Raw genomic sequence first — 19499 nt, forward strand, 5'->3', positions numbered from 1 at the left:
AAATTAAACTATACGCCAGATATACCAAGTTGCTATGTACGATTCTTTAAAAACGTTTAAATTTGTATACGTGAACAATATTAAACCTGCCAGCATGGTGTCACTGGCATTCTCCATAAGGTGGCTGCCGATGTATTGCTGAGCAAAATATGTACAGCAAAGATCAACAGGCCTTATACCAATCCGCATAGAAACCAGGCAGCTGACTAAGCGTTATAGCGCTATGCGAATGCCGGCGGAAAGCGTCCGACCGTAGTAGGTGTAATTGGTAAAGTAACCATCAAGAACATACTCAGACTCGGCCTGCTCAAGCAGATTCATGCCTTCTGCAAACAAGACAATTTGTGACGATAACTGGTACGAAGCATGCAAATTCAATGCACCGAACGGCGCACTGAATCGAGCCGGCATATTACTAAGCTTGGTCTGTTGCAGGATTTCGCTGGTCCAGTTGTAGTTTGCCCGTATCGCCCACAAGGCAGTCTCGTAATACAATTCGGCATTGAATGTGCGCTTTGCCACCCCTTCCAGGGCATCCTCCCATTTATGGTCATCTTGCTGGTAGGTGGCATGCGAGCCAGTCAGGGTGACATTCAGGTTGTAGCCCAATTGGTGATGGGATTGTAAAAACGGATTGAATGCATCCTGATAAGTCAATTCAACGCCATACACACTGGCGTTGCCACCATTGGACTTCCCCTGCAGCAAATAGGACTTCTGGTTAACTGACAACGGTGACAAGTCAGATTGAATAAAACTATCCAGTTTTTTGTAAAACAAGCTCAAGCCGAAAACACCATTGTCTCGGGCATACTGCTCGGCACTTAAATCTATTTGCCAGGCTTGCATAGGAAGCAAATAGGGATTGCCGCCTTTTGCGGTGAGATCATCCCCGGAATTGAGGGTTAATCTGGGCGCTAAATCAGGCAGATCCGGGCGGCTCAGCGCTCGGGAAATGCCGGCTCTAAGCTGCCAGTCAGAGGTAACGCCCACGGTAATATTAGCCGCTGGTAGAAAATGGTAATAATCGGAATCAAAAGAGACCGGGGTCAGCGTTAAGGCATCATTGGTTTCAACAAAATATCCATGGCTGCTTTGATAGGTATTCACCAGACGCGTGCCAATATTTCCCCATACCGAGGAGTAATCGAAATTCAGTTGCACAAACATACTGTTGGTATTCTCGACCACCCGATAGGAATTAAACTGATCACCACGGGAGGGCGACATTTGGCGTAGTTCCTGATCATTAACCCCCGACCAAAATACCGATTGTTCTGGCACCAGCCACTGCGTTGGCAGAGGCTGGGACAGGCTATCAAGAAACTGACTGTTGTTAACAAAAAATGCAGACGGGGCAAAGTACTCATCTTTAATACCGGCTGTAAAAATCACGTCCCGGCGCTGGTATTTTCGCTCATGCCGCTGGATAAGCAAACCTGCTTCCAGACCGGTAAATCCTGCCCATGTCAGGGCTTTGGTGAAATGGAAATTAGCAAAGTACTGGCTATCATGAGTAGTATTTTCGCGCCATTCCAGGCGGCGACCGGGAAAATCGCTGCTCTCAAGCAGATCAATATTACGATACTCAATCGCCGGAATCGCTGAGGGATGTTGTAAGTTATAGTCAAAGCTTAGGTTCACATCGCCTTCACGGCGCAGACGGGTACGCTTAATGGGATCGTCGTTGCTGCTTGTTGCGTAAGAGACACCCATTTGCGACTGCCATTCCCAACCGCCTGTCCGCCATACATGATCGAGGGTAACACTATGGCTGTCATCGCTTAATCCGGCGGTTTCGCGACTGATTTGCACCGAGCCAGACTGAGTTTCACCGCCAGCCAGAATATTACCGTCCCACACCGCGCTGCCAGTGTTCAACTGGCTATAATCAAAGTCAGCACTATACGAATTTTCATCGTAATCAATGGTTTGACTCAATCCCAAATAAGAAAGGCTAATAAGCTGATGAGATGATCGCTGCCAGTCAATTGCCGCACTTAAACCAAAGCGGTGCCGGGCTTCCCGCTCCTGCGTAGGCCGGATATTGGGCGTATAGTAGATATCACCTTGTTTACCGACAGCTTCACCGTTGTCGATGGCCCAGTCAAAGGACAACACGCGGTCCTGGCGTACATGCCGCCTGGCATAGGTTGCAGCAAGCATCACACCTACATTTTCGTGGTCGTTAACCCAGTTGCCTAATAGTGAAAAGCGCGGATCACGATGATTCGCCAAGGGTGACTCGCTGCTCATGGCTTTAAAGGCAAACTGCCGCCTGCCTAATGTGAGTGGCCGATAGGTAGAAATATTCACGCTGCCGCCGATTGCGCCAGCAAAGTCAGATGCCATTGTGGTCTTATTAACCTCTACCCTGGCAACCAGCTCGGCAGGTAAAATATCGTAATGAAAGCGCCGCCCATATTGTTCTGAAGTGCGCACGTTTTCATTCGCTGCGATGGGCAAACCATTCACACTGAGTGTATTAAATTGTGTGGGCAACCCCCGGATACTCACAAATAGGGCTTCACCACGGTCACGCTCTACCGACACACCGGGTGTACGGTTAAGTGCATCAGCAATATTAAGTGCGGGAAATTCTGCAATATCAGTGGCCATGACCACTTCCTGCGTTTGTGGCGCAAAGCGCTTTTGCTGGCGCGCTTTATTGAGACTGTCACTGTAACTGGCGGTTACGGTGACTTCTTCCATTGCAGGCTCTGACGAAGTGACTTTTTGCGGCCGTACTGAGCCAGAGTTTTGCCTGACAGCGGTAATGATCCAGCCGTTGGCAAACGACTTTACCTGTAGCGGACTTTGCGACAACAACAGCCTGAGACCAGCCAGTACCGATTGGGGCTGGGAAATTGCCGGTGCCTGGTAAAGACTGACTACGGTAGGATCATAGATCAGCGTTTGGTTGGTGGCGCGAGCAAAATCAACCAGTGCCTTATCCAGCGGCTGGGCAGGCATATGTAACCCTTCACCTGCTGGCGATATTGATATTGCCCCCTTCGGTGCTAACTCATTGGCGATGGCGCAACAACCGCTATACTGCGTCAGTAAAGCCATTACCAGGGCATTACAAACGAGAGACTGGCGCATCGGGGTTAGGGTTGCCGTTTGATGGTATAGTGTTCTGGCGATTCGTTGATGTCGAGTTCATAGGCCTCAGCAAGTAAACTCAAAGCTTGTTGGGGAGCTTTGAGCCGAAACCGCCCGGCCACTCGCAAATTATTGAGCGCCGGAGAGGCAATTCGAATCACTTTGGACGATTCTCGATTTAACCGCTCTACCAGATAATCCAGAGATTCGTTATCCAGTTCGAGCCACCCCGAACGCCAGTCCAGCGTGCGACTAACATCTATGCTCTGAATGGCCCCCAGTGTGCGCCCGGTGATTCTGACGCGTTCACCCGCTTTGAGTAACACTGGCGTTTCATCCGGCCCGCCTGCCACCTCAACCGCCCCTTCATGCACAACCACATCGGTAAAATGCTGGCCGCGGTCAATATTAAATTCGGTGCCCACAGCGACCACACTGGCAGTGCCAATTTTGACTTCGAAAGGGCGCTGTTTATTGCTGGCAACGTCAAAATACGCAGCCCCTTGTTTAAGGTTAACCAGTCTGCGCTGGTCAGTAAATTTAATATAGACATCACTGGCGGCCCCCAACGTTAACACGCTGTTATCTTCGAGGGTAACCGTGCGTACTTCGGCGTTTTCAGTGGCGTACTGAAGCACTGTAACTGCTGGCTGCTGAGGGCTGAATTGCCATGTCACAAGGCCTGCAAGCAGCGCAACACAAAGGGTTGCCGCCTGCCACCAGCGCACTATCGGCACATATTGGATGCGCTCTTTCAGGGTGATGTTTTGCTGTACCTCGGCCAGGGCCCGCCCCAACGCCGGTGACGACCAGGTGGTCAGCATCGACTCAAACACCTGTTTATGGGTTGGATCAGCATCAACCCAGTTAATAAACCGCCGTTTACTGAGCTTATCTAAGGGCCCCGTTGAAAGACGTTCCAGCCATTCGGCGGCCTGTTCGTATACGTCTGTAGAGATAGGTTGAGAAGTCACTGCGTTTATCCTGCTGCTTATTGATGCCGGTCGAGATAAATTTGCACATCAGCCATCGCGCGGCTCAGGTGCTTCGATACTGCATCAACGCTTATATCCAGTTGTTTGGCGATTTGCTGGCGAGTTTCGCCCTCCACCCGTCTGAGAATAAACACTTTTTTCCGTAACGGCGGCATGCTTTCCAATACTTCCGATAACTGCGCGCAGGTCTGTGCGTGCTCAACATGATCGGCCGGTGCATAGCGTGAACAGGCGATACTGTCGATTTCGTCGGAGTCCTCGTTATTGCTACGGGCGCTTAATAGGTTTCGCGCCACCCGAATCGCATAGGCCAGCGGATTATCAATACGGTGACGGCGTGATTGCTCCAGGACTCTCACTATGGATTCCTGATAAATATCAGCGGCTTCGTCGGCACTGTTTGCGTGACGATTAAGGTAGCGGTTAAGTTGCGCCCCTTCGACAATTTGCTTATGAATATCCTTGCTACTCACGTTAACGTCTGACATATCGGTTATCGACTCACTGGAGGTAAGTTTATGTCATTGTTATGACAAATTAGCGACAGCATACCGTTTGGCTGTCCACTCAGACTGACCCGCGCAAACGATCGAAAGAAACCATTCACGCGACGGTCAAACAGGTAGAGCGTGCAAACTGCAAAAACAGGACAGTGTTTTTGATGAAGGTTTTGTGACAGAGCATTAGCCGGCTGTGGCTAATGCTCTCCCGGGTTTGTATTAGAATGCGCGTTTAGTTAACCGGGGTATAAATAACGCCCAGCGCATCGAGCTCATTTCCAGCACGGCCATGCAGGCCACTAATTTGCCAACCGCTTGGCGCTTGATACCCGGTGCAGTTTCCGGTTGTTGTACCGCCACTGATAGCGCGTTGCTGATTGGTCCCGAACAGCGTATAAAATACCCGTTGGCTGTTATTCCGTTCTCCTACGCACACCTCGACAGTGGTGATATATTCGCCGCTTTGTAAGTTCAAAGACTGCAGCGTACCACCGCTGCCACCATGACTACGACTGTTCCCGGCAGTGTCAGTAAGGCCAACCTGATCAACCCGGGCGCCGGCACGTAACCACACCGATGCAACACCGGGGTTGGCATCCACCGCTGTGACATCACTGAAAAATTGGCCGCCATTACCGCCACGGTAGTCAGACAGTTGCATGTTTGCATTGGTGCTGTAGTGCCAGTTAGCGGCAACCGGCGGGTGATCGGAGAGCTTTTCACCGTTACTGTTTACATCGTCGACACGCACCTGATAATCGGTTGGAGTAAGGTCGATAAAGGCATTGCTGCGATACAGCACCTTGTCGACAATTTCGCAGTTAAAATCGGTGATTTTAGGGTCGCACACCAATGCCTCAGCACCTGATGCGGGGATACTGCCCTGTCGTATCAAATCAACCCAGACATCGCTAAAGCCAATATCCAGCAATTCCCGAATATTGTCGCCCTCTCGGGTAAATCGTGTGTTGGTATCGCCCGCGATAATGACCGCATTGTCGCTGCTGTGCTGGTTAATATAATCTACAAGTTGCAAAATATTTGCACGACGGGCGCTTAAATCCGCTTCTGCCACCTGTGCCTGCGTGTGTAAGTTATACACATCCACATAAACACCTTCACTTAGCTGAACTTGCGTTAGGGTAAAGCCCTTCGGCGTCAGGCAGTCAACACCATTGCAGTTATCCCACGACACGCGGTAAACAGCGGGAAACGGATAATAACTCATCGTGTTCAGGCCACTACCAATTCCCATTCCGCCGGTGGTAGAGGTGCGATGTGTGTGCGTATTGCAGGTATCGTAAAGGGCGGCGTGATAGTTAAAATCTTCCTGGACGTTGACCACGTCGAAGGCGTTCACGTAGCAGCTAATTTGTTCTGTAGCTTGCTGGCGATTGGTTTCAGCGCTGGAAAATAACTCCAGCAACCCCGCCACGTTATAGCTCAGGGTAGTAAAGGTGCCTGTTTCGGCATGGCTCACGCCAGCATTGGATAATGCAGCAATGGTTAACAGCAATGATTGACGAAGTTTCATGGTATGTCCTTGTTGGTTGCTTGAGCAGATTCAGAGCCCTGGTAAGTCACACAAACTGACTTAAAAGTACTCAATGTGTAGAACAAACAAACGGACTTTCGGGACACGCAATTGAGTGAATTTTTTATGACAACGCGGCGCTAAACCGCGCTGTCAGTAGTGGTTAAAATTGAATAAAAATGGGATTACTGTAAAACCATAAATCGTGCCATGGGTTTTCACCCGGGGGGTCGATTTGCGGCTCCAGCTCGTTGGTATTCGTGGTGCCTCGTATACGCACGTAACTGCTGGCAGAGAGTTGACGTAGTGGCAACGTCAGCGTCACAAAGCCGTCGTCGCCCGCTTGCCAGTCACGAGCATAAAACCGCTGCGTCACGCGGGTAGTGAGATTACGGTCTTCAGTGCGGTTGGTCAGTGGCCCGGTAATATCGCCCACAATCACATCCACCCGCGTTACCTGAGGGTTTTCGTGGTTAAAATTTAAGCTATCAGGGTCGCGGAACCGCACCGTTAACAACAGCTCGTCGCCGGGTTTGGCAGTCAGACTCTCGGCGATGTCAGCCGTTTGGCCGGTGCGCGGGTTTTGTACACTAACAAACAGTGCATCGATTAAATCGCCGGTGGTGACAAACACCCGGCCATTGCGCAGGTTTTCCAGCACGCTCTCGTAGGTTTTCTTAGCATAAACATAGGTTTTAGAATACTCACCGGGCCAGAAGTCAGTACGGCTATCGGTATAATGAACGTGCGAATCTGAGGTGGCGGTAATAAACCAGCGGCGTCCTTCGCCTAACATGCTATCCCAGAACCCGCCGAGCCGGGCAGTCATTTGGTCAAATCCACCCATCGTTGGGTAGTTATCGTAGCCACCGCGTATACCGGTAGGATCAATACTGCCGTCGGGATTAATCGCATTAGCCTGATGCCCTGGTGCGCCCTCCATGCCAATGGCGATATCGGGCGCCGTGTCATGCCAGTCGCGCAGTTCTCGTGGTGTCACCTTGGTGTATTGGCCTAAATCCGTCGCGGTGCGGCCCGGATGGTTGGCTAAAACAACCGGTTTATGGGTGTGCGTTTGCATATCAGCAAGCGCCTCAAGCATAAGCGCCTCTTTATCGCGGGTGATTTCATGCAGCACTTCGCGGCGATTGTAGTGTTTTTCAATATGAAAAAGCTGATGCGCTTCTTCGTCACTGTGGGGAATAATTAAGCTGCTGTGGCGTGCACCTGGTGTGTCCAGCTCCATGCCGTAAAACTGCAGCACCTGGGGCACTGCCTGTCGCGACGCTTTAAGTTCGGGATACGCCATTTCAAGATTCACTTTGCTGTGATTCGGTCCGCCATGATCGGTGGTCACCATCCAGTCCAGGCCATGAAGCGCTGCCATTCTGGCATTTTTAGGCGTGGAATAATGGGCATCCCCCGCCAAAATGGGGCGCGGCGGATTAACAGACTTATCCCAACCTACGCTGTAATGACTGTGAATATGATGATCGCCGGCCAGCCATTGTGGCGTAAGCTCTGTTTCAGCGCCGTTGTGGGTGTGAGAGTGAGTGAGGGAGTTAGAATGCGAGTGAGAGTGACTGCCAGACTGACAGCCAGAGATGGTGAGTAGCATTGTCGCTAGTAATCCAACAATTATACGATGTTGCATGTTTTCTCTAATTTACTGAATACCTGAAAAACGCTCCCTGCTGTTGCAGGGAGCACGGCAAGTTAAAACTGTACGGTTACCCCGGCCATTATGGTTCGGCCACTGCTGGTGGTATTGTACTGACGGTCGTGAGAGTCGCTGTAAAGCTCTTCGCGTTCATCGGTGAGGTTAATGCCTTCCAAATTTAAGCGCACACTGTCAGTGATCTGGTAGAATGCCGAGAAGTCCAGGTAGGTGGTGGCATGATAACCACTTTCATCCTGGTCACCGGTGGACGAGGCACTGGCGATGTAAGGGCTGCGGTGTGCCGCTGAAATGCGCCCGCCCCAGCTATCCTGTTCATAGTAAAGCGTAAAGTTATAGCTGTTCTTCGACAAACCGGTGAACGCTTTGTACTGGTTATTGCCCTCTTCACCATAAATGTTGCGGTATAACGCCTCGCCATCGGCATAAGTGTAGTTAGTGATAACACCTAAGTTATCAAACGGTGCCGGCAGAAAATCCAAATCCCGCGAGAAAGACAACTCCACGCCTTTAATGGTAGATGAGTCTAAGTTTTCCGGGCGATCCAGGTAAAAGATACTCTCCATGGTTTTATCCGCGGGCAGCAATGAAGCTGGCAACCCTAAGGACGAATAAACCACTTCGGTGGTTGTCGAGACAATAAAGTTATCAATTTCTTTATGGAACAGCGCTGCCGATAAGTATCCGACTTCATCAAAATACCACTCGTAGGCAACATCAAGGTTGGTTGATTCAAACGGCTCCAGGGTTGGATTGCCCATGGATACACTGGTAATAGCATCGCCTGAGGTTTGTGATACCGACGCATTGTAGCTCACCGCGCCAAGTGATGGACGGGTAATATTCTGACTCGCACCCAAACGCAGCAGCATGTCATCAGATAACTCATACACCATGTTTAAGGTTGGCAACACATCTGAATAGTTACGTGAGGTTTCAATATCAACGCCATTTGAAATACCGGCTGCGGTAATCTCAGTGTCGAAATAGCGCAAGCCCGTTTGTATTCTCAGCGGGTTGCTTCCAAGCTCCATTTCCCAGCCGTAGGTAATATAGAATGCTACCGTTTCTTCAGTGACAGGCGATTTGTTATTACGACTGATATCGCTATCGTCAATGCTGTAGTTGGCTAAACCATAATGTTCTAACAGCATCGGCAAATTGCCCTGAATCCAGCTGGCATCCGGATGCTGGGTAAATACCGATGTCATATCAGCGGTAAGCGTGCTATCACCGGTATTTTGTGGCGCGATGTTTTGCGCATTACTTTGTGATAACTGGTATTCGCTGTTCTCAAACTTTTTATAGTTAGCACCAAAACTCAGTTCACCGGTGTCACCCGTATAATAGGTAAAATCGACTTTGGCAGTGTCGAAATCGTTAGTGATGTAGTTTTCCTGCAGATAGATATCTTTAATTTCGAAACCCTCAATACTGGTGGTATCGAAATCCGGCGAATAACTTAAGCCATAAAAACGATCGCCAGTGAAGTCACTGATTATATCGACCTTCTTGCGCGCATGAATGTTCGACTTTTGCACGCGGGGCTGATCGAAATCAGAGGAGCTGGTACCAAGCAGACCTGTCATGCTTAAGGAATCCGTAAGCTGCCACTCGGCAGTTAAGGTGTACTGATTAAACGTAGACTCATTAAAACGCCGGCTGTTTTCATTGCGCCACGTTGCGTTCTCATAGCTGGCGTACACAACTTCTTTCTGACCGTTATTCTCAACCCACTCCAGCTCTTTAACGACTTTATTGTCTTTCACTGCAGTGTGATGTTCATCCTGGTTGTTTTCCAGCTGTGCATACATGATATCCAGCGTTAAACTGAAATCATCGCCAGGTTTATATTGCAGCGCCCCGGTTACGCCCAATCGCTGCTGTTGGTTATTCCACAAGGAGTAGCGCTGACCACGCGGAAACCATAAATCACCGGCATCTAACTCGGCCTGCAGTGCAGTATTGGTATCGTCAGCGGCTGATTTGCCGGTTTCGCGACGCCAGCGCGTAGTATTGGTGCCATATTCTGTGGTGTTACGTTCGCTGTACGCGACTGTCATTAAGGCACCAAAATTATGCCAGGTATTACTGATGAGGCCAGCAAAGCGTGGGTCGGTTTCTTCACTGTTGTCATTGTAACCACCACGCAGTGACACCGCGCTTTTAAAACCAGCATAGTCAAACGGCTTGGCCGTATACAGCCCTACTGTACCGCCTATGCCACCCTCTTCCTGATCGGCAGAATAGGTTTTGTTTACATCAATACGATTAAACAGCTCCGACGCAAACACGTTAAAGTCGAACCCGCGCGAACGACTCACGCTGCCTTTAGCGTCCATGGGCGACGCTGAAGTGCCCATTGCTTCCATACCGTTCACCTGCACACGGGTAAAATCTGGGCCTAAACCACGCAATGAGATCTGACGGCCTTCTCCGGCTTCACGCGTAATCGTAATGCCCGGCACACGTTGGAGTGAATCGGCCAGGTTGAGATCAGGAAAATCAGCAATGTCTTCTGCCAGAATGCTGTCACGAGAAATCATCGCTTCGCGTTTCAGATCTTTGGCTTTAATAAGCGAGCCACGAAAAGACGTAACTTCAATCACTTCCATCATGTCTGCATTGTCGCTGGTCTGTGCGTGCACCGGGAAAAGACTTATACCTGATAACGCAGCTAGCACTGCAACAGATAAGCGCGTTTTGTTGAGCATGTGTTTCATCATTAGTTCCATCATATTAGTTTAAAAGCATGTTCTAATCGGGCCCGGCACCACTTTTGTTGTGAAGCGGTGACATGGATAAAGAGCGCGATACCGGTTAAAACCGGACAATAAGTTTGATGAAGTTTTTGTGACACATGAGGCTTGCGGTTGCAGCAACAACCATTATCAATCGCCAAGCTCAGGCTTTCAGTAGAGCCACGTGTTGTGGTTTTCAGATTGTTTGAGGTGGTCAGAATTATACTATTCGCTTAACTAGGGAAGATGCGAATAAGTCCCTGATGTGAGATCATAGCTACATAGTAAATCACAGCCATTACCGCCCATGAGCCAACAGTTAACTTTTGCCGATAGTGAGTTTTCCAGCAAGCGCCGTCAGACCCGTAAAGAGATATTTTTGTCCAGAATGGATAACCTGCTGCCGTGGTCTCAACTGCTGGAAGTGATTGAACCTTTTTATCCTAAAGCAGGCAATGGTCGTCGTCCGTATCCACTGGAAACGATGTTCCGTATTCACTGTATGCAACAATGGTATAGCCTTGGCGATGAAGCGATGGAAGATGCGCTGTACGAGATTGCTTCGATGCGACAATTTTCTCAGCTGTCATTGGATAAAGCCATTCCTGACCGTACCACGATTATGAACTTCCGGCACTTGCTGGAAAAACACAAGCTCACTCGTAATTTATTTAAAACGGTCAACCAATGGCTGTCGGATTGCGGTGTAATGATGACCCAAGGCACGTTGGTGGATGCTACGCTTATTGAAGCGCCAAGTTCCACGAAGAACAAAAAGAATGAACGTGACCCGGACATGCATCAGACCAAGAAAGGCAATGAATGGCACTTCGGCATGAAAGCCCATATTGGTGTGGATGCCAAGAGCGGTCTCACTCATACACTGGTAACCACCGCCGCCAACGAGCATGACCTGAATCAGTTGAAAAACCTGTTGCACGGCGACGAGGAATTCATCTCTGGCGATGCCGGATATCAAGGCGCAGAGAAGCGAGAAGAACTTGAAGGTACGGATGTAGAATGGCTGATTGCTGAGCGTCCCGGCAAAGTCCGCGCACTGAAGAAGCATCCCCGCAAGAACAAAACAGCCATCAATATCGAATACCTGAAAGCCAGTATCCGAGCAAAAGTTGAACACCCGTTTCGCATCATCAAATGCCAATTTGGTTTTATCAAAGCTCGCTACAAAGGACTCGTGAAAAACGATAGTCAATTGGCTATGTTATTTACTCTGGCGAACGTGTTTAAAGTTGACCAGATGTTACGACGACAGCCAAGATCTGTCTGAAATCCGGGAATAGCCCGGATTAAGGCCAAAATCCGGCCTAAAACGGCGGCATATTGGCCTAAACTGCAAAATTAGAGTTTAAAAATTAGGCAGGTGATGCTGCGGCTTAACTGAGCGCTAAACTGCGGAACTTATTCGCAGTTTCCCTAGCCCTTGTGCGTTAGTGGGCGTTACAACCATACTTGAATCAATCTTGTCGTAACTGTATGTGATGCTATGACAACTATCCCCTACCAAAATTGGTTTATCGCATCCAAAGCAGTGACAAAAGGTTTCTTCTTTAGTTTCTGTCATGATCGACTCCTAATGTTTTATTGGGTTGCTCCCAATTGAGCATAATGTTCTTAAGGCAAGTAACTCTGTTGGTGAAAGCTTGTTCTCTCGCATGATTAACCATTCTGTTGCGGAAATCACAAAAGGTTGTGGTTCTGAACTAGTTATATAAATGCTTCCAGATTTAGTTTTAACTATATGTTCCGTACAACTTACGATTGGAGAGGTGATTACTCTATGTCCAGCGGGAAATCGGCTGGTTTCATCATTAGTAACTTCGCCAAACAACACTGAACAAAATATTTCAGAGTTATCATCCTTAGTTTCCAGAATATGAAGTAAGAAAGTGTTTTTCATGTGCGTCTTTAACACTCAACCAATCTCAACAAACACCTAAAATTACTAATAAGGCTAGCTAACAAAAACTGATTTGGGAAAGACTTATTTCAAAGAGGATTGAGCGATTTTTAGCATAAATTCGTATTTCACAACTCGGTATATTAGACTTACCATGAACAACTCAAGTTATTGATTAGTATATATTTTAATGTTTATTAATTAGTTTTAATTTAATTTTTTATTTAATAAATCGTCCCCCTTTAACACCCATAAGATTTGACTTATAAAATCAATAGGATAATATCATGTAATCATTTTGATTATATGATGGTGCAATATTGAGTTCTTCGAACAAGTTAGATTTAAGTTATGCTCAAAAGCAGAGATTAGCCTATATCGATTTCTTGTTAATGTTTAGAGGTCACTTCAGTCGTAGTGACTTGACAAACAAGTTTGAGATGGGAATGGCAAATGCGACACGTGACATTGCCCTGTATAAAGAGCTATCACCAAAGAATATGGAGCTTGAAAGCTCTACAAAACAATATTTGCAAGCAAAAGCCTTTAAACCGCTTTTCAAGCATGATGCGAAGAAAACGTTAATAAAACTCGCTAATGATATTACGGATGGTTTTGATGCTATCGGTGACGTGACTTTCCCTATCGAAGCACCAAGCCAATTAAACGTTCCTGATATATTCATTGTTGCCAAACTTGTTCAAGCGATACTAAATAACAAACCCGTCAATGTTATTTATACCTCGTTAAGCAGTGGATCTGCCTCTAGAGAGTTAGTTCCCCATTCTATCGTTGATAATGGGCTGCGTTGGCACGTGAGAGCCTTTGATAGAAAAACAAAATCATTTAGAGATTTTGTGCTTACCCGGATAAGCAAAGTTACGATTAAAAACCAGACTGCTGAGCCACGTGAAGACAAATTAGAGGATCATCAATGGATGAGAATGATGCCTTTGCAGCTAGTAGCCCATCCAAAAAATGTTAAATATCCCACAGCAATAGCGATGGATTATGGTATGGAAAATGGTGTTCTTGAGTTAAATGTAAGGGCTGCGTTAGCAGGATACTTGCTTAGACGATGGAATGTAGATTGCACCTCCAGTGCAGATCTTGCGGGTGGCGAATATCAGCTTTGGTTGAAGAATAGGCAAACTCTATATGGAGCAGAAAATCTTGCCATTGCTCCCGGTTATCAGCAGTCAGAGGACGACTAATGTACGATAAAAGAATTGGTAAATATTTTCAAAATATTGAACAATCCAAAGCAATTGATTATTCCAAGTTTCTATCTTTACTACCTGAGCAATTACGTGAGGAAGTTAAAGAGAAAGCGACGATTAATTTTCTGAGTAAAGGCTCCGTAATAGTTGAAATTTGTTGTGAGCAGCTATTGGAAAAATTACGCTCATTGACAATTGAGCCTTCAACTCGCATTGATGCAACGTTGCTGGGTGACTCTCATAAAGTAAACACATCGACTAGCTACTTGTTAGCATACCATCAGTCTTCCGTTGATGTTCATCCTGATACGATTATCAGTAGTAAGAACGAAACATACCTGAAATTCCAACCCAAAAAACGTCTGGTAATTGTTGAAAATGCAGAGCTGTTTTTCGCAAGAGGAACACTATTTGCACAAATGAACAAAGCGTTTTCTCTTTCCTTATCATTTGACAATACAGATTTGGTTTTTGGTGCCGGAAATCAAATATCCAATAAGCATAACTATAAATTTATCAATCAGTATGACTCGATTTTATGCTTCTTTGATTACGATTTTGGTGGTTTGAAAATTTATAAGGCGATGCGAAATATGGTAGGAAGCAAGGCTAAATTCTTAGAGCCTAGCTCGGATAATTTAACTGAATTTTTCATCAAGAAACCGAAGACCCAAGAACAGTACACAAAGGCGTTAGAAACTGCCAACAGTCTTGGCTTAAGCAAGCTACACAGCCTGTTTGAATCAGAAAAATCATTCATGGAACAAGAAGCTTTGTTGGCGTTATAAGAAGGAGTTAGAACATTGTCTCATCAATTTAATTTTGTATTAAAGAAACTCGTACTGGTCGATTCTGCTGGGTTTTGTTACTCAGAGATAGAGCTAGATAAACACACTATATTGCTTGGCGAAGGTAACGTTGGTAAATCAAGTCTTCTTAATTGCATCCGTTTGTTTCTTTTACCTGAGGTAAACTTCAATCGAGCAAAAGATAAATTTAATTTCAAAAGTTCAAATGGCTATGAATATGATAAAAACGAGTCATTTGGGCATTATTTCCCTAGCAAGTACTCGCATTTAATTATCGAAGTGGAGAAAGTTATCGCAGGCAAACGATACACCCACTGTCAGATTCTAAATAGGGGCAAGAACCTTTCATTTGAGCGTATTTTTACTGCTTTGCCATACCAAGAAATTCAGCATTTATTTTGGCAAGTAGAGGGCGATGACGAGCATAACATCGGGTCTAGAGTTGAAAAGCTATCTACTCAAGATGTGTTTACAAAAATTAAAGCTAAAGATAAGCACTGTATTTCAGTCAGAGACCCACAAAAGTTGAAGGATTTGATGTATGCACGAGACATACTATCTGAAACTGAAATGCGCTATAGCCTCTTTCCACTCAATGATGCGTCTGACGAAAACGTAGAGTCACTACGAGCACTGATTTTAATGCTTTTCGATATGGAAACGTCAAATGAGGGTGTTGCTAAAGCGGTTGCTAACATCGTTGAGTCAGAGAAAAAAGAGACAAGCGATGCCCTGAACTTTGATATTCAATCCTTCTTGGCAGCACATGACTCACTTAAGCTAGAAGAGCAAAAGTTAACTGATATCGAAAACAAAACGAGAGAGTTTGAAACCCTAAAGTCTAACTTTGCCAAATATAGTGAACTGTCTGAAGTTGAGACTCGTTTTGTTGATTTTTATCTGCACCTGAATCGCAAATTAAAAGAAACAAATGAAGCCGTAAACGAATCGGCAGGGAAAATTAAGGAATGGCAACAGCAATTACAACCCATTGCTGACCAAGTTAAGGTAATCAACCAAAATTTGTTCACAGCTAATAAAATCATTAACACTTCAGAACAAAATATAGCGAAGACTCAACAAGCGATTGATAAAGGAGAGTTCGAGTTAAGTCGTTATGTAAACATGACACAACAAGAAGTACTAGAGCTTCTTGATGAGGAACTGATTGATACGCAAGAGAAGATTCAAGCTTATCAAAATACGAACGCTAGACGTATACGAATTAATAAGCTTGAAACTGAAATTACTCAGTATCGGAAAGCTCAACAGAATATAGAGTTGGATATTAAAAATTCAGAGTTTGCGATTCAAAAGCAGTTACCTAACGATACACTAGAGCTACTAAATTCAATTAATTCACGGCTCTTATTGGCAAACCCGGGTAAGGAATTGGAAAAGCATGAAGTAGATGCAATTGAAAATTTTAAAGGCTTGTTTAGTGACCAAGGTTATTTATATAACTTTTGGGGGCAAGAATTTAGAAAATCTGACTCTAGGGCAACTCGCGATTTACACAAAGAGCTAGAAAATATTGAATCCGAAATTAATGCTGTGATTTTGGAAAAATCTGACCTTGAAAAGCAAGATACTGAAAACCCATTAATCATAGAGAAAAAGCTTCAAGACCTAGGGAAAGAGTTAAAAGAAATAGAGCGCGTTAAAAAAGTTATATTTGAATTAAATGATAATAACAGCGCTTTAAAAATATATAGCGGACAGCTAGCTGAAAACCAAGCTGCGGTTGAAGAATTTTCACCTCAAGTAGTAACCTTATCAAAACAACAAGGTGAACTATCTGAGTTAATTGAATCTGAAAAGCAAAAGCAAACGGGTTTAAGTCGGGAACAATCTCAGCTATTGGCACTTCAAAGTAACGCGAATGGTACTAAACAAGCCTATCCAAAAGTTCAAAAACAACTAGAAAGACAGGGAACAGCTAATAATAACGCCACTTTAACATCAGAATATTTATCTACTCTTCAACATGACTTACAGCAAGTTGATCAGTTGAGGGGGCAGATACTTGAAGGGCTTCGAGATTTTGCTAGGGATGGGTTTATCGAACTAGAAGGTGACCTTTTTAACTCAAGTCCAGTACCGAGCACGATTCATCAGGCTTATGCCAACGTTAAACAAATCTATGATGAACTTGAAGGTCAATGGCACCTACTTAAATCAAAAACTCGTTCGCATAATGAAAGTGTCAGTAATTATGTTGATATTTTAGAAAAGAACTTTGAGCATATTAGTCGCTTTGAGAATCAACTTAACCGCTCGTTTGAAGGTATTTCGGTTAATGACTTAACTCAAATTGAAGTGTCTATCCATGTAGACCCGCGTTTTAAAAATCTCATTTCTGAAATTCAAAAGAGCTATAACGAGTTTAGTGAACAAGCGCTTTCTAAGCAGTTCTATCTAAGGCTTCAAGCGTTTAGCAATACGTTCTTTAAAGATGGTGAGCGTAATCGGCTAGTAATGTCTGATGTTATCAAAAAAGTCAGCTATAGAGTCAAGAAAGATGGTCATGACAGTTGGCAAACTAAGCAACAATCAACGTCTACCACTGCATTGATAAACCTTAAACTTGTACGGATTTTACTTGCAAAATTACGTGCGGATAGTTGTATGGTGAAGCTGCCAGTCATAATGGATGAGGCGGCAAATATCAATGTGAATCAGTATGAGTGGCTTTTACGAGATATCAAGGACAGCGGTTTTTATCTTTTCACCGCAGGTACTCATAGCTCTGGTGCAGAACTAGTTCACATGATAGGGAACCATTATGATGTTGACGCTTTAAGAACAGCAAAACCATACACCGCAGAGAGAACACGTGTAGTTTGGGATGGTCCACAGTCATTTTATGATGAAGAAAGCTTTGAATCATTAGTAGAAGATGATCAAATTGAACTGTTGGAAGGTGTGAATGAAACAGTTTAGTGCCATTCAAACTCTTAAAATAATGTTAGAGCGACCTGACATTATGTTTAATGTTATCAAAAAAATGGATGCTCAAAATGAACGTTTTATTAGTGAAGGGGCCGTTGCATTTGAAGTTTTGGAAAGTATAAAGCACCTAGATAAGCTAGAGCAGCAACGTTTCAAAATAGCTTATGCAACGGACAATTTAGCAAAGTCACATATTGTTGCTGATCAAGATCAGGTTGATAACGTTAGCCGCTTAATGTTTCAAGAATCCGTTGTCTCTATTTTTAGGCTTTGTGAAACATCTCTATATCAAGAGCTAACAGATGCAAAATTAAAAGCTGAACTCGCTTCTTTTTGGCATATTCAAAAGAAACTTCTTTCTGGTGATTGTAGTTTCAACTCAATGGATTATGACTATACAGAGCTGGTAGATGAGTTATTTCACAAGCTCGGTAGTTTACTAGATTTGCTCAAGCGCAACTTGGTTAGAATGCAGAGCATTAATAGTGATTTGGAAAAACTATCGTTTGAGGTGAGCAAAGACGGTACTGACTTTGTTGAGTACAGACAAAAAGTGCTAGATGACGTAACGCATCTATATGAAAGACATATTCTTCCAACTCAGCGATTTGTTAATCCTGACGTAAAGTTAGTGGATGGAGACAACCTGCTAGCGACAATCAACTCTATAAAGTTGTTATTTGATGCTCATGGAAAACATGAGCTTTCTGACCAAGTGTTTCGCTATGGACTGAGTTTTACCAACATCATCAACCCACTAAAAGACGTTTCAAATCAGATAAATGGTTTTATTCGCAAGACCCAGAAGAGTTTAACTCAATTTAACGCGATGGAATGGCACTTTGAACGCTTTAAGAAAAAGTATGAAGAAACTCTGGATGGTCGTGTAAATCGCACAAAAATAGATAACTCTTTCGCTAATGACGTTCCTTTCATGAAAAATGTGAAGCGAATTCCGAGGCCCAAAGGATTAAAAATTGAAAACAATAGCTCTTATTTTTACAACATATTCAAAGATCTTGAGTATCGAATCCAAGACCAATTACTGCTATCAAACGAAGATATAGAAGCAGAAGGCCAAGCTTTGGTCTCTTTCACCTCGAAAGATCGCTTAAAGAGAGCAAAGGCAATATACGACTTGATAGAAAAGTTGTCATTGAGAGAATCGAAGGACGTAATTGCTACCTTACATTACCGCCTTCAAAGTTTATTACCAGAATATCACTTTGTTGATCTTATAAATGCTGTTGTCCATTTTATGAAAAAGACGCTTGATGGAAAACATCTGATTAAGACAAACAACAAGGCGTTCATTCAACAAGAAAATAAATATTACGTATATAGGATTGTCATCTTGCAGGAGTCTAACTAATGGAAAGTGAAGTTATTTACAGTTTTGAAGAAATTCCTTACACCAAAAGTGCTGAGATTTACCGATTATTCTCTCAAGGTAGAGTGCTCAATAAGCAGCGCTATGACGATGTTCACGGTTGCTTAGTAGATGATGACTTATTCACACTGGTATTCAATAAAATTAAGCACTTTTCCCTTTACTTTAAACATATGGGGTATGACTTAAAGTTTGATGAAGAAGGTGACTTTTACTTCACTCAAGACCTTCGAGACTCAAATAACGATGAATCAGATGACAATGCCATGAAGATTCAATCTATCTTGCTTTTTATTGGAAGGTACTATGCAACTGTGGGCGATTTAGCACAGTTGCAAGATCCTATGTTTGGGCTGAAAGAGTCAGATATTGATGCATTAAAGCAAGACGATTTGCTAGCTAGTTCGCTAAAGGCTTTAAGGGTAGACAATTGGGACAAAGCTCTCGAATACCTAACAAGCAGAAGCCTTATATTTAAAGTGTCACAAGATAAATATGTGTTAAGTAAAGCCGCAATGACATTTTTGAATAGGCTGATAGAGGCTCATTCAGCATTTATTAACATTCAAGACTAATTATTCATATGAAAACTAAGTGTTTAAGTTTGTTGGCTATTAAAAAATAATTAGCTCACGATGATTTTTAAACTTAACACAC

13 protein-coding genes are annotated in these 19499 nt (G+C 44.6%); 6 read left to right on the forward strand and 7 right to left on the reverse strand.

The genetic code is table 11. The features are described from left to right. Window positions 1-213: 213 nt before the first annotated feature. The 6 genes from AC2T0J_RS22700 to AC2T0J_RS22725 form a co-directional block, all read right to left on the reverse strand. Window positions 214-3105, reverse strand: coding sequence for a TonB-dependent receptor (locus tag AC2T0J_RS22700; protein ID WP_489807987.1), 2892 nt, complete (start codon window positions 3103-3105; stop codon window positions 214-216). A 5-nt stretch (window positions 3106-3110) separates the two neighbouring features. Continuing rightward, on the reverse strand, window positions 3111-4079 hold the full coding sequence (locus AC2T0J_RS22705; protein ID WP_489807988.1) for a FecR family protein: 969 nt from the start codon (window positions 4077-4079) through the stop codon (window positions 3111-3113). 17 nt (window positions 4080-4096) lie between these two features. Continuing rightward, on the reverse strand, window positions 4097-4588 hold the full coding sequence (locus tag AC2T0J_RS22710) for an RNA polymerase sigma factor (protein ID WP_489807989.1): 492 nt from the start codon (window positions 4586-4588) through the stop codon (window positions 4097-4099). A gap of 244 nt (window positions 4589-4832) precedes the next feature. Further along, entirely contained in the window at window positions 4833-6134 is a 1302-nt protein-coding gene (locus AC2T0J_RS22715) for a jacalin-like lectin (RefSeq protein ID WP_489807990.1), read from the reverse strand. Window positions 6135-6297: 163 nt separating this feature from the next. Beyond that, window positions 6298-7788, reverse strand: a complete 1491-nt coding sequence (locus tag AC2T0J_RS22720) for a CehA/McbA family metallohydrolase domain-containing protein (RefSeq protein ID WP_489807991.1) — start codon at window positions 7786-7788, stop codon at window positions 6298-6300. 62 nt (window positions 7789-7850) lie between these two features. Next, entirely contained in the window at window positions 7851-10526 is a 2676-nt protein-coding gene (locus AC2T0J_RS22725) for a TonB-dependent receptor (protein ID WP_489807992.1), read from the reverse strand. Between the two features lie 334 nt (window positions 10527-10860). On the opposite strand from AC2T0J_RS22725, the gene AC2T0J_RS22730 reads away from it, so the two are divergent. Beyond that, the gene (locus AC2T0J_RS22730) at window positions 10861-11841 is read left to right on the forward strand and encodes an IS5 family transposase (RefSeq protein WP_489807993.1); all 981 of its coding nucleotides are present in this window, start codon (window positions 10861-10863) and stop codon (window positions 11839-11841) included. Between the two features lie 303 nt (window positions 11842-12144). Here the strand turns inward: AC2T0J_RS22730 and AC2T0J_RS22735 are convergent, their stop codons facing one another. Beyond that, the gene (locus tag AC2T0J_RS22735) at window positions 12145-12471 is read right to left on the reverse strand and encodes a hypothetical protein (RefSeq protein ID WP_489807994.1); all 327 of its coding nucleotides are present in this window, start codon (window positions 12469-12471) and stop codon (window positions 12145-12147) included. A 392-nt stretch (window positions 12472-12863) separates the two neighbouring features. Between AC2T0J_RS22735 and AC2T0J_RS22740 the strand changes: the two genes are divergently transcribed. Genes AC2T0J_RS22740 through AC2T0J_RS22760 form a run of 5 tightly spaced genes read left to right on the forward strand, consistent with a single transcriptional unit; the run spans window position 12864 to window position 19417 of the window. Beyond that, window positions 12864-13685 carry a WYL domain-containing protein gene (locus AC2T0J_RS22740; RefSeq protein ID WP_489810392.1) on the forward strand — a complete coding sequence of 274 codons (822 nt, stop codon included), beginning with the start codon at window positions 12864-12866 and terminating at the stop codon, window positions 13683-13685. Then, complete coding sequence (locus AC2T0J_RS22745; RefSeq protein WP_489807995.1) at window positions 13685-14479, forward strand: hypothetical protein; 795 nt, start codon at window positions 13685-13687, stop codon at window positions 14477-14479. The genes AC2T0J_RS22740 and AC2T0J_RS22745 overlap by 1 nt, the downstream gene beginning before the upstream one ends. Window positions 14480-14494: 15 nt before the next feature. Continuing rightward, entirely contained in the window at window positions 14495-17443 is a 2949-nt protein-coding gene (locus tag AC2T0J_RS22750) for a hypothetical protein (RefSeq protein ID WP_489807996.1), read from the forward strand. Then, entirely contained in the window at window positions 17430-18824 is a 1395-nt protein-coding gene (locus tag AC2T0J_RS22755) for a hypothetical protein (protein WP_489807997.1), read from the forward strand. Before AC2T0J_RS22750 ends, AC2T0J_RS22755 begins: the two co-directional genes overlap by 14 nt. Next, window positions 18824-19417 carry a condensin complex protein MksE gene (locus tag AC2T0J_RS22760; protein ID WP_489807998.1) on the forward strand — a complete coding sequence of 198 codons (594 nt, stop codon included), beginning with the start codon at window positions 18824-18826 and terminating at the stop codon, window positions 19415-19417. Before AC2T0J_RS22755 ends, AC2T0J_RS22760 begins: the two co-directional genes overlap by 1 nt. Window positions 19418-19499: the final 82 nt, after the last annotated feature.

It is taken from the genome of Alteromonas sp. ISO5 (assembly GCF_058105165.1).

Bases quoted from the DNA above. Each gene is read 5' to 3' on its own strand.
- AC2T0J_RS22700 (WP_489807987.1), bottom strand. From the start codon at position 3,105: ATGCGCCAGTCTCTCGTTTGTAATGCCCTGGTAATGGCTTTACTGACG.
- AC2T0J_RS22710 (WP_489807989.1), bottom strand. From the start codon at position 4,588: ATGTCAGACGTTAACGTGAGTAGCAAGGATATTCATAAGCAAATTGTC.
- AC2T0J_RS22715 (WP_489807990.1), bottom strand. From the start codon at position 6,134: ATGAAACTTCGTCAATCATTGCTGTTAACCATTGCTGCATTATCCAAT.
- AC2T0J_RS22720 (WP_489807991.1), bottom strand. From the start codon at position 7,788: ATGCAACATCGTATAATTGTTGGATTACTAGCGACAATGCTACTCACC.
- AC2T0J_RS22725 (WP_489807992.1), bottom strand. From the start codon at position 10,526: ATGCTCAACAAAACGCGCTTATCTGTTGCAGTGCTAGCTGCGTTATCA.
- AC2T0J_RS22730 (WP_489807993.1), top strand. From the start codon at position 10,861: ATGAGCCAACAGTTAACTTTTGCCGATAGTGAGTTTTCCAGCAAGCGC.
- AC2T0J_RS22735 (WP_489807994.1), bottom strand. From the start codon at position 12,471: ATGAAAAACACTTTCTTACTTCATATTCTGGAAACTAAGGATGATAAC.
- AC2T0J_RS22740 (WP_489810392.1), top strand. From the start codon at position 12,864: ATGTTTAGAGGTCACTTCAGTCGTAGTGACTTGACAAACAAGTTTGAG.
- AC2T0J_RS22745 (WP_489807995.1), top strand. From the start codon at position 13,685: ATGTACGATAAAAGAATTGGTAAATATTTTCAAAATATTGAACAATCC.
- AC2T0J_RS22755 (WP_489807997.1), top strand. From the start codon at position 17,430: ATGAAACAGTTTAGTGCCATTCAAACTCTTAAAATAATGTTAGAGCGA.
- AC2T0J_RS22760 (WP_489807998.1), top strand. From the start codon at position 18,824: ATGGAAAGTGAAGTTATTTACAGTTTTGAAGAAATTCCTTACACCAAA.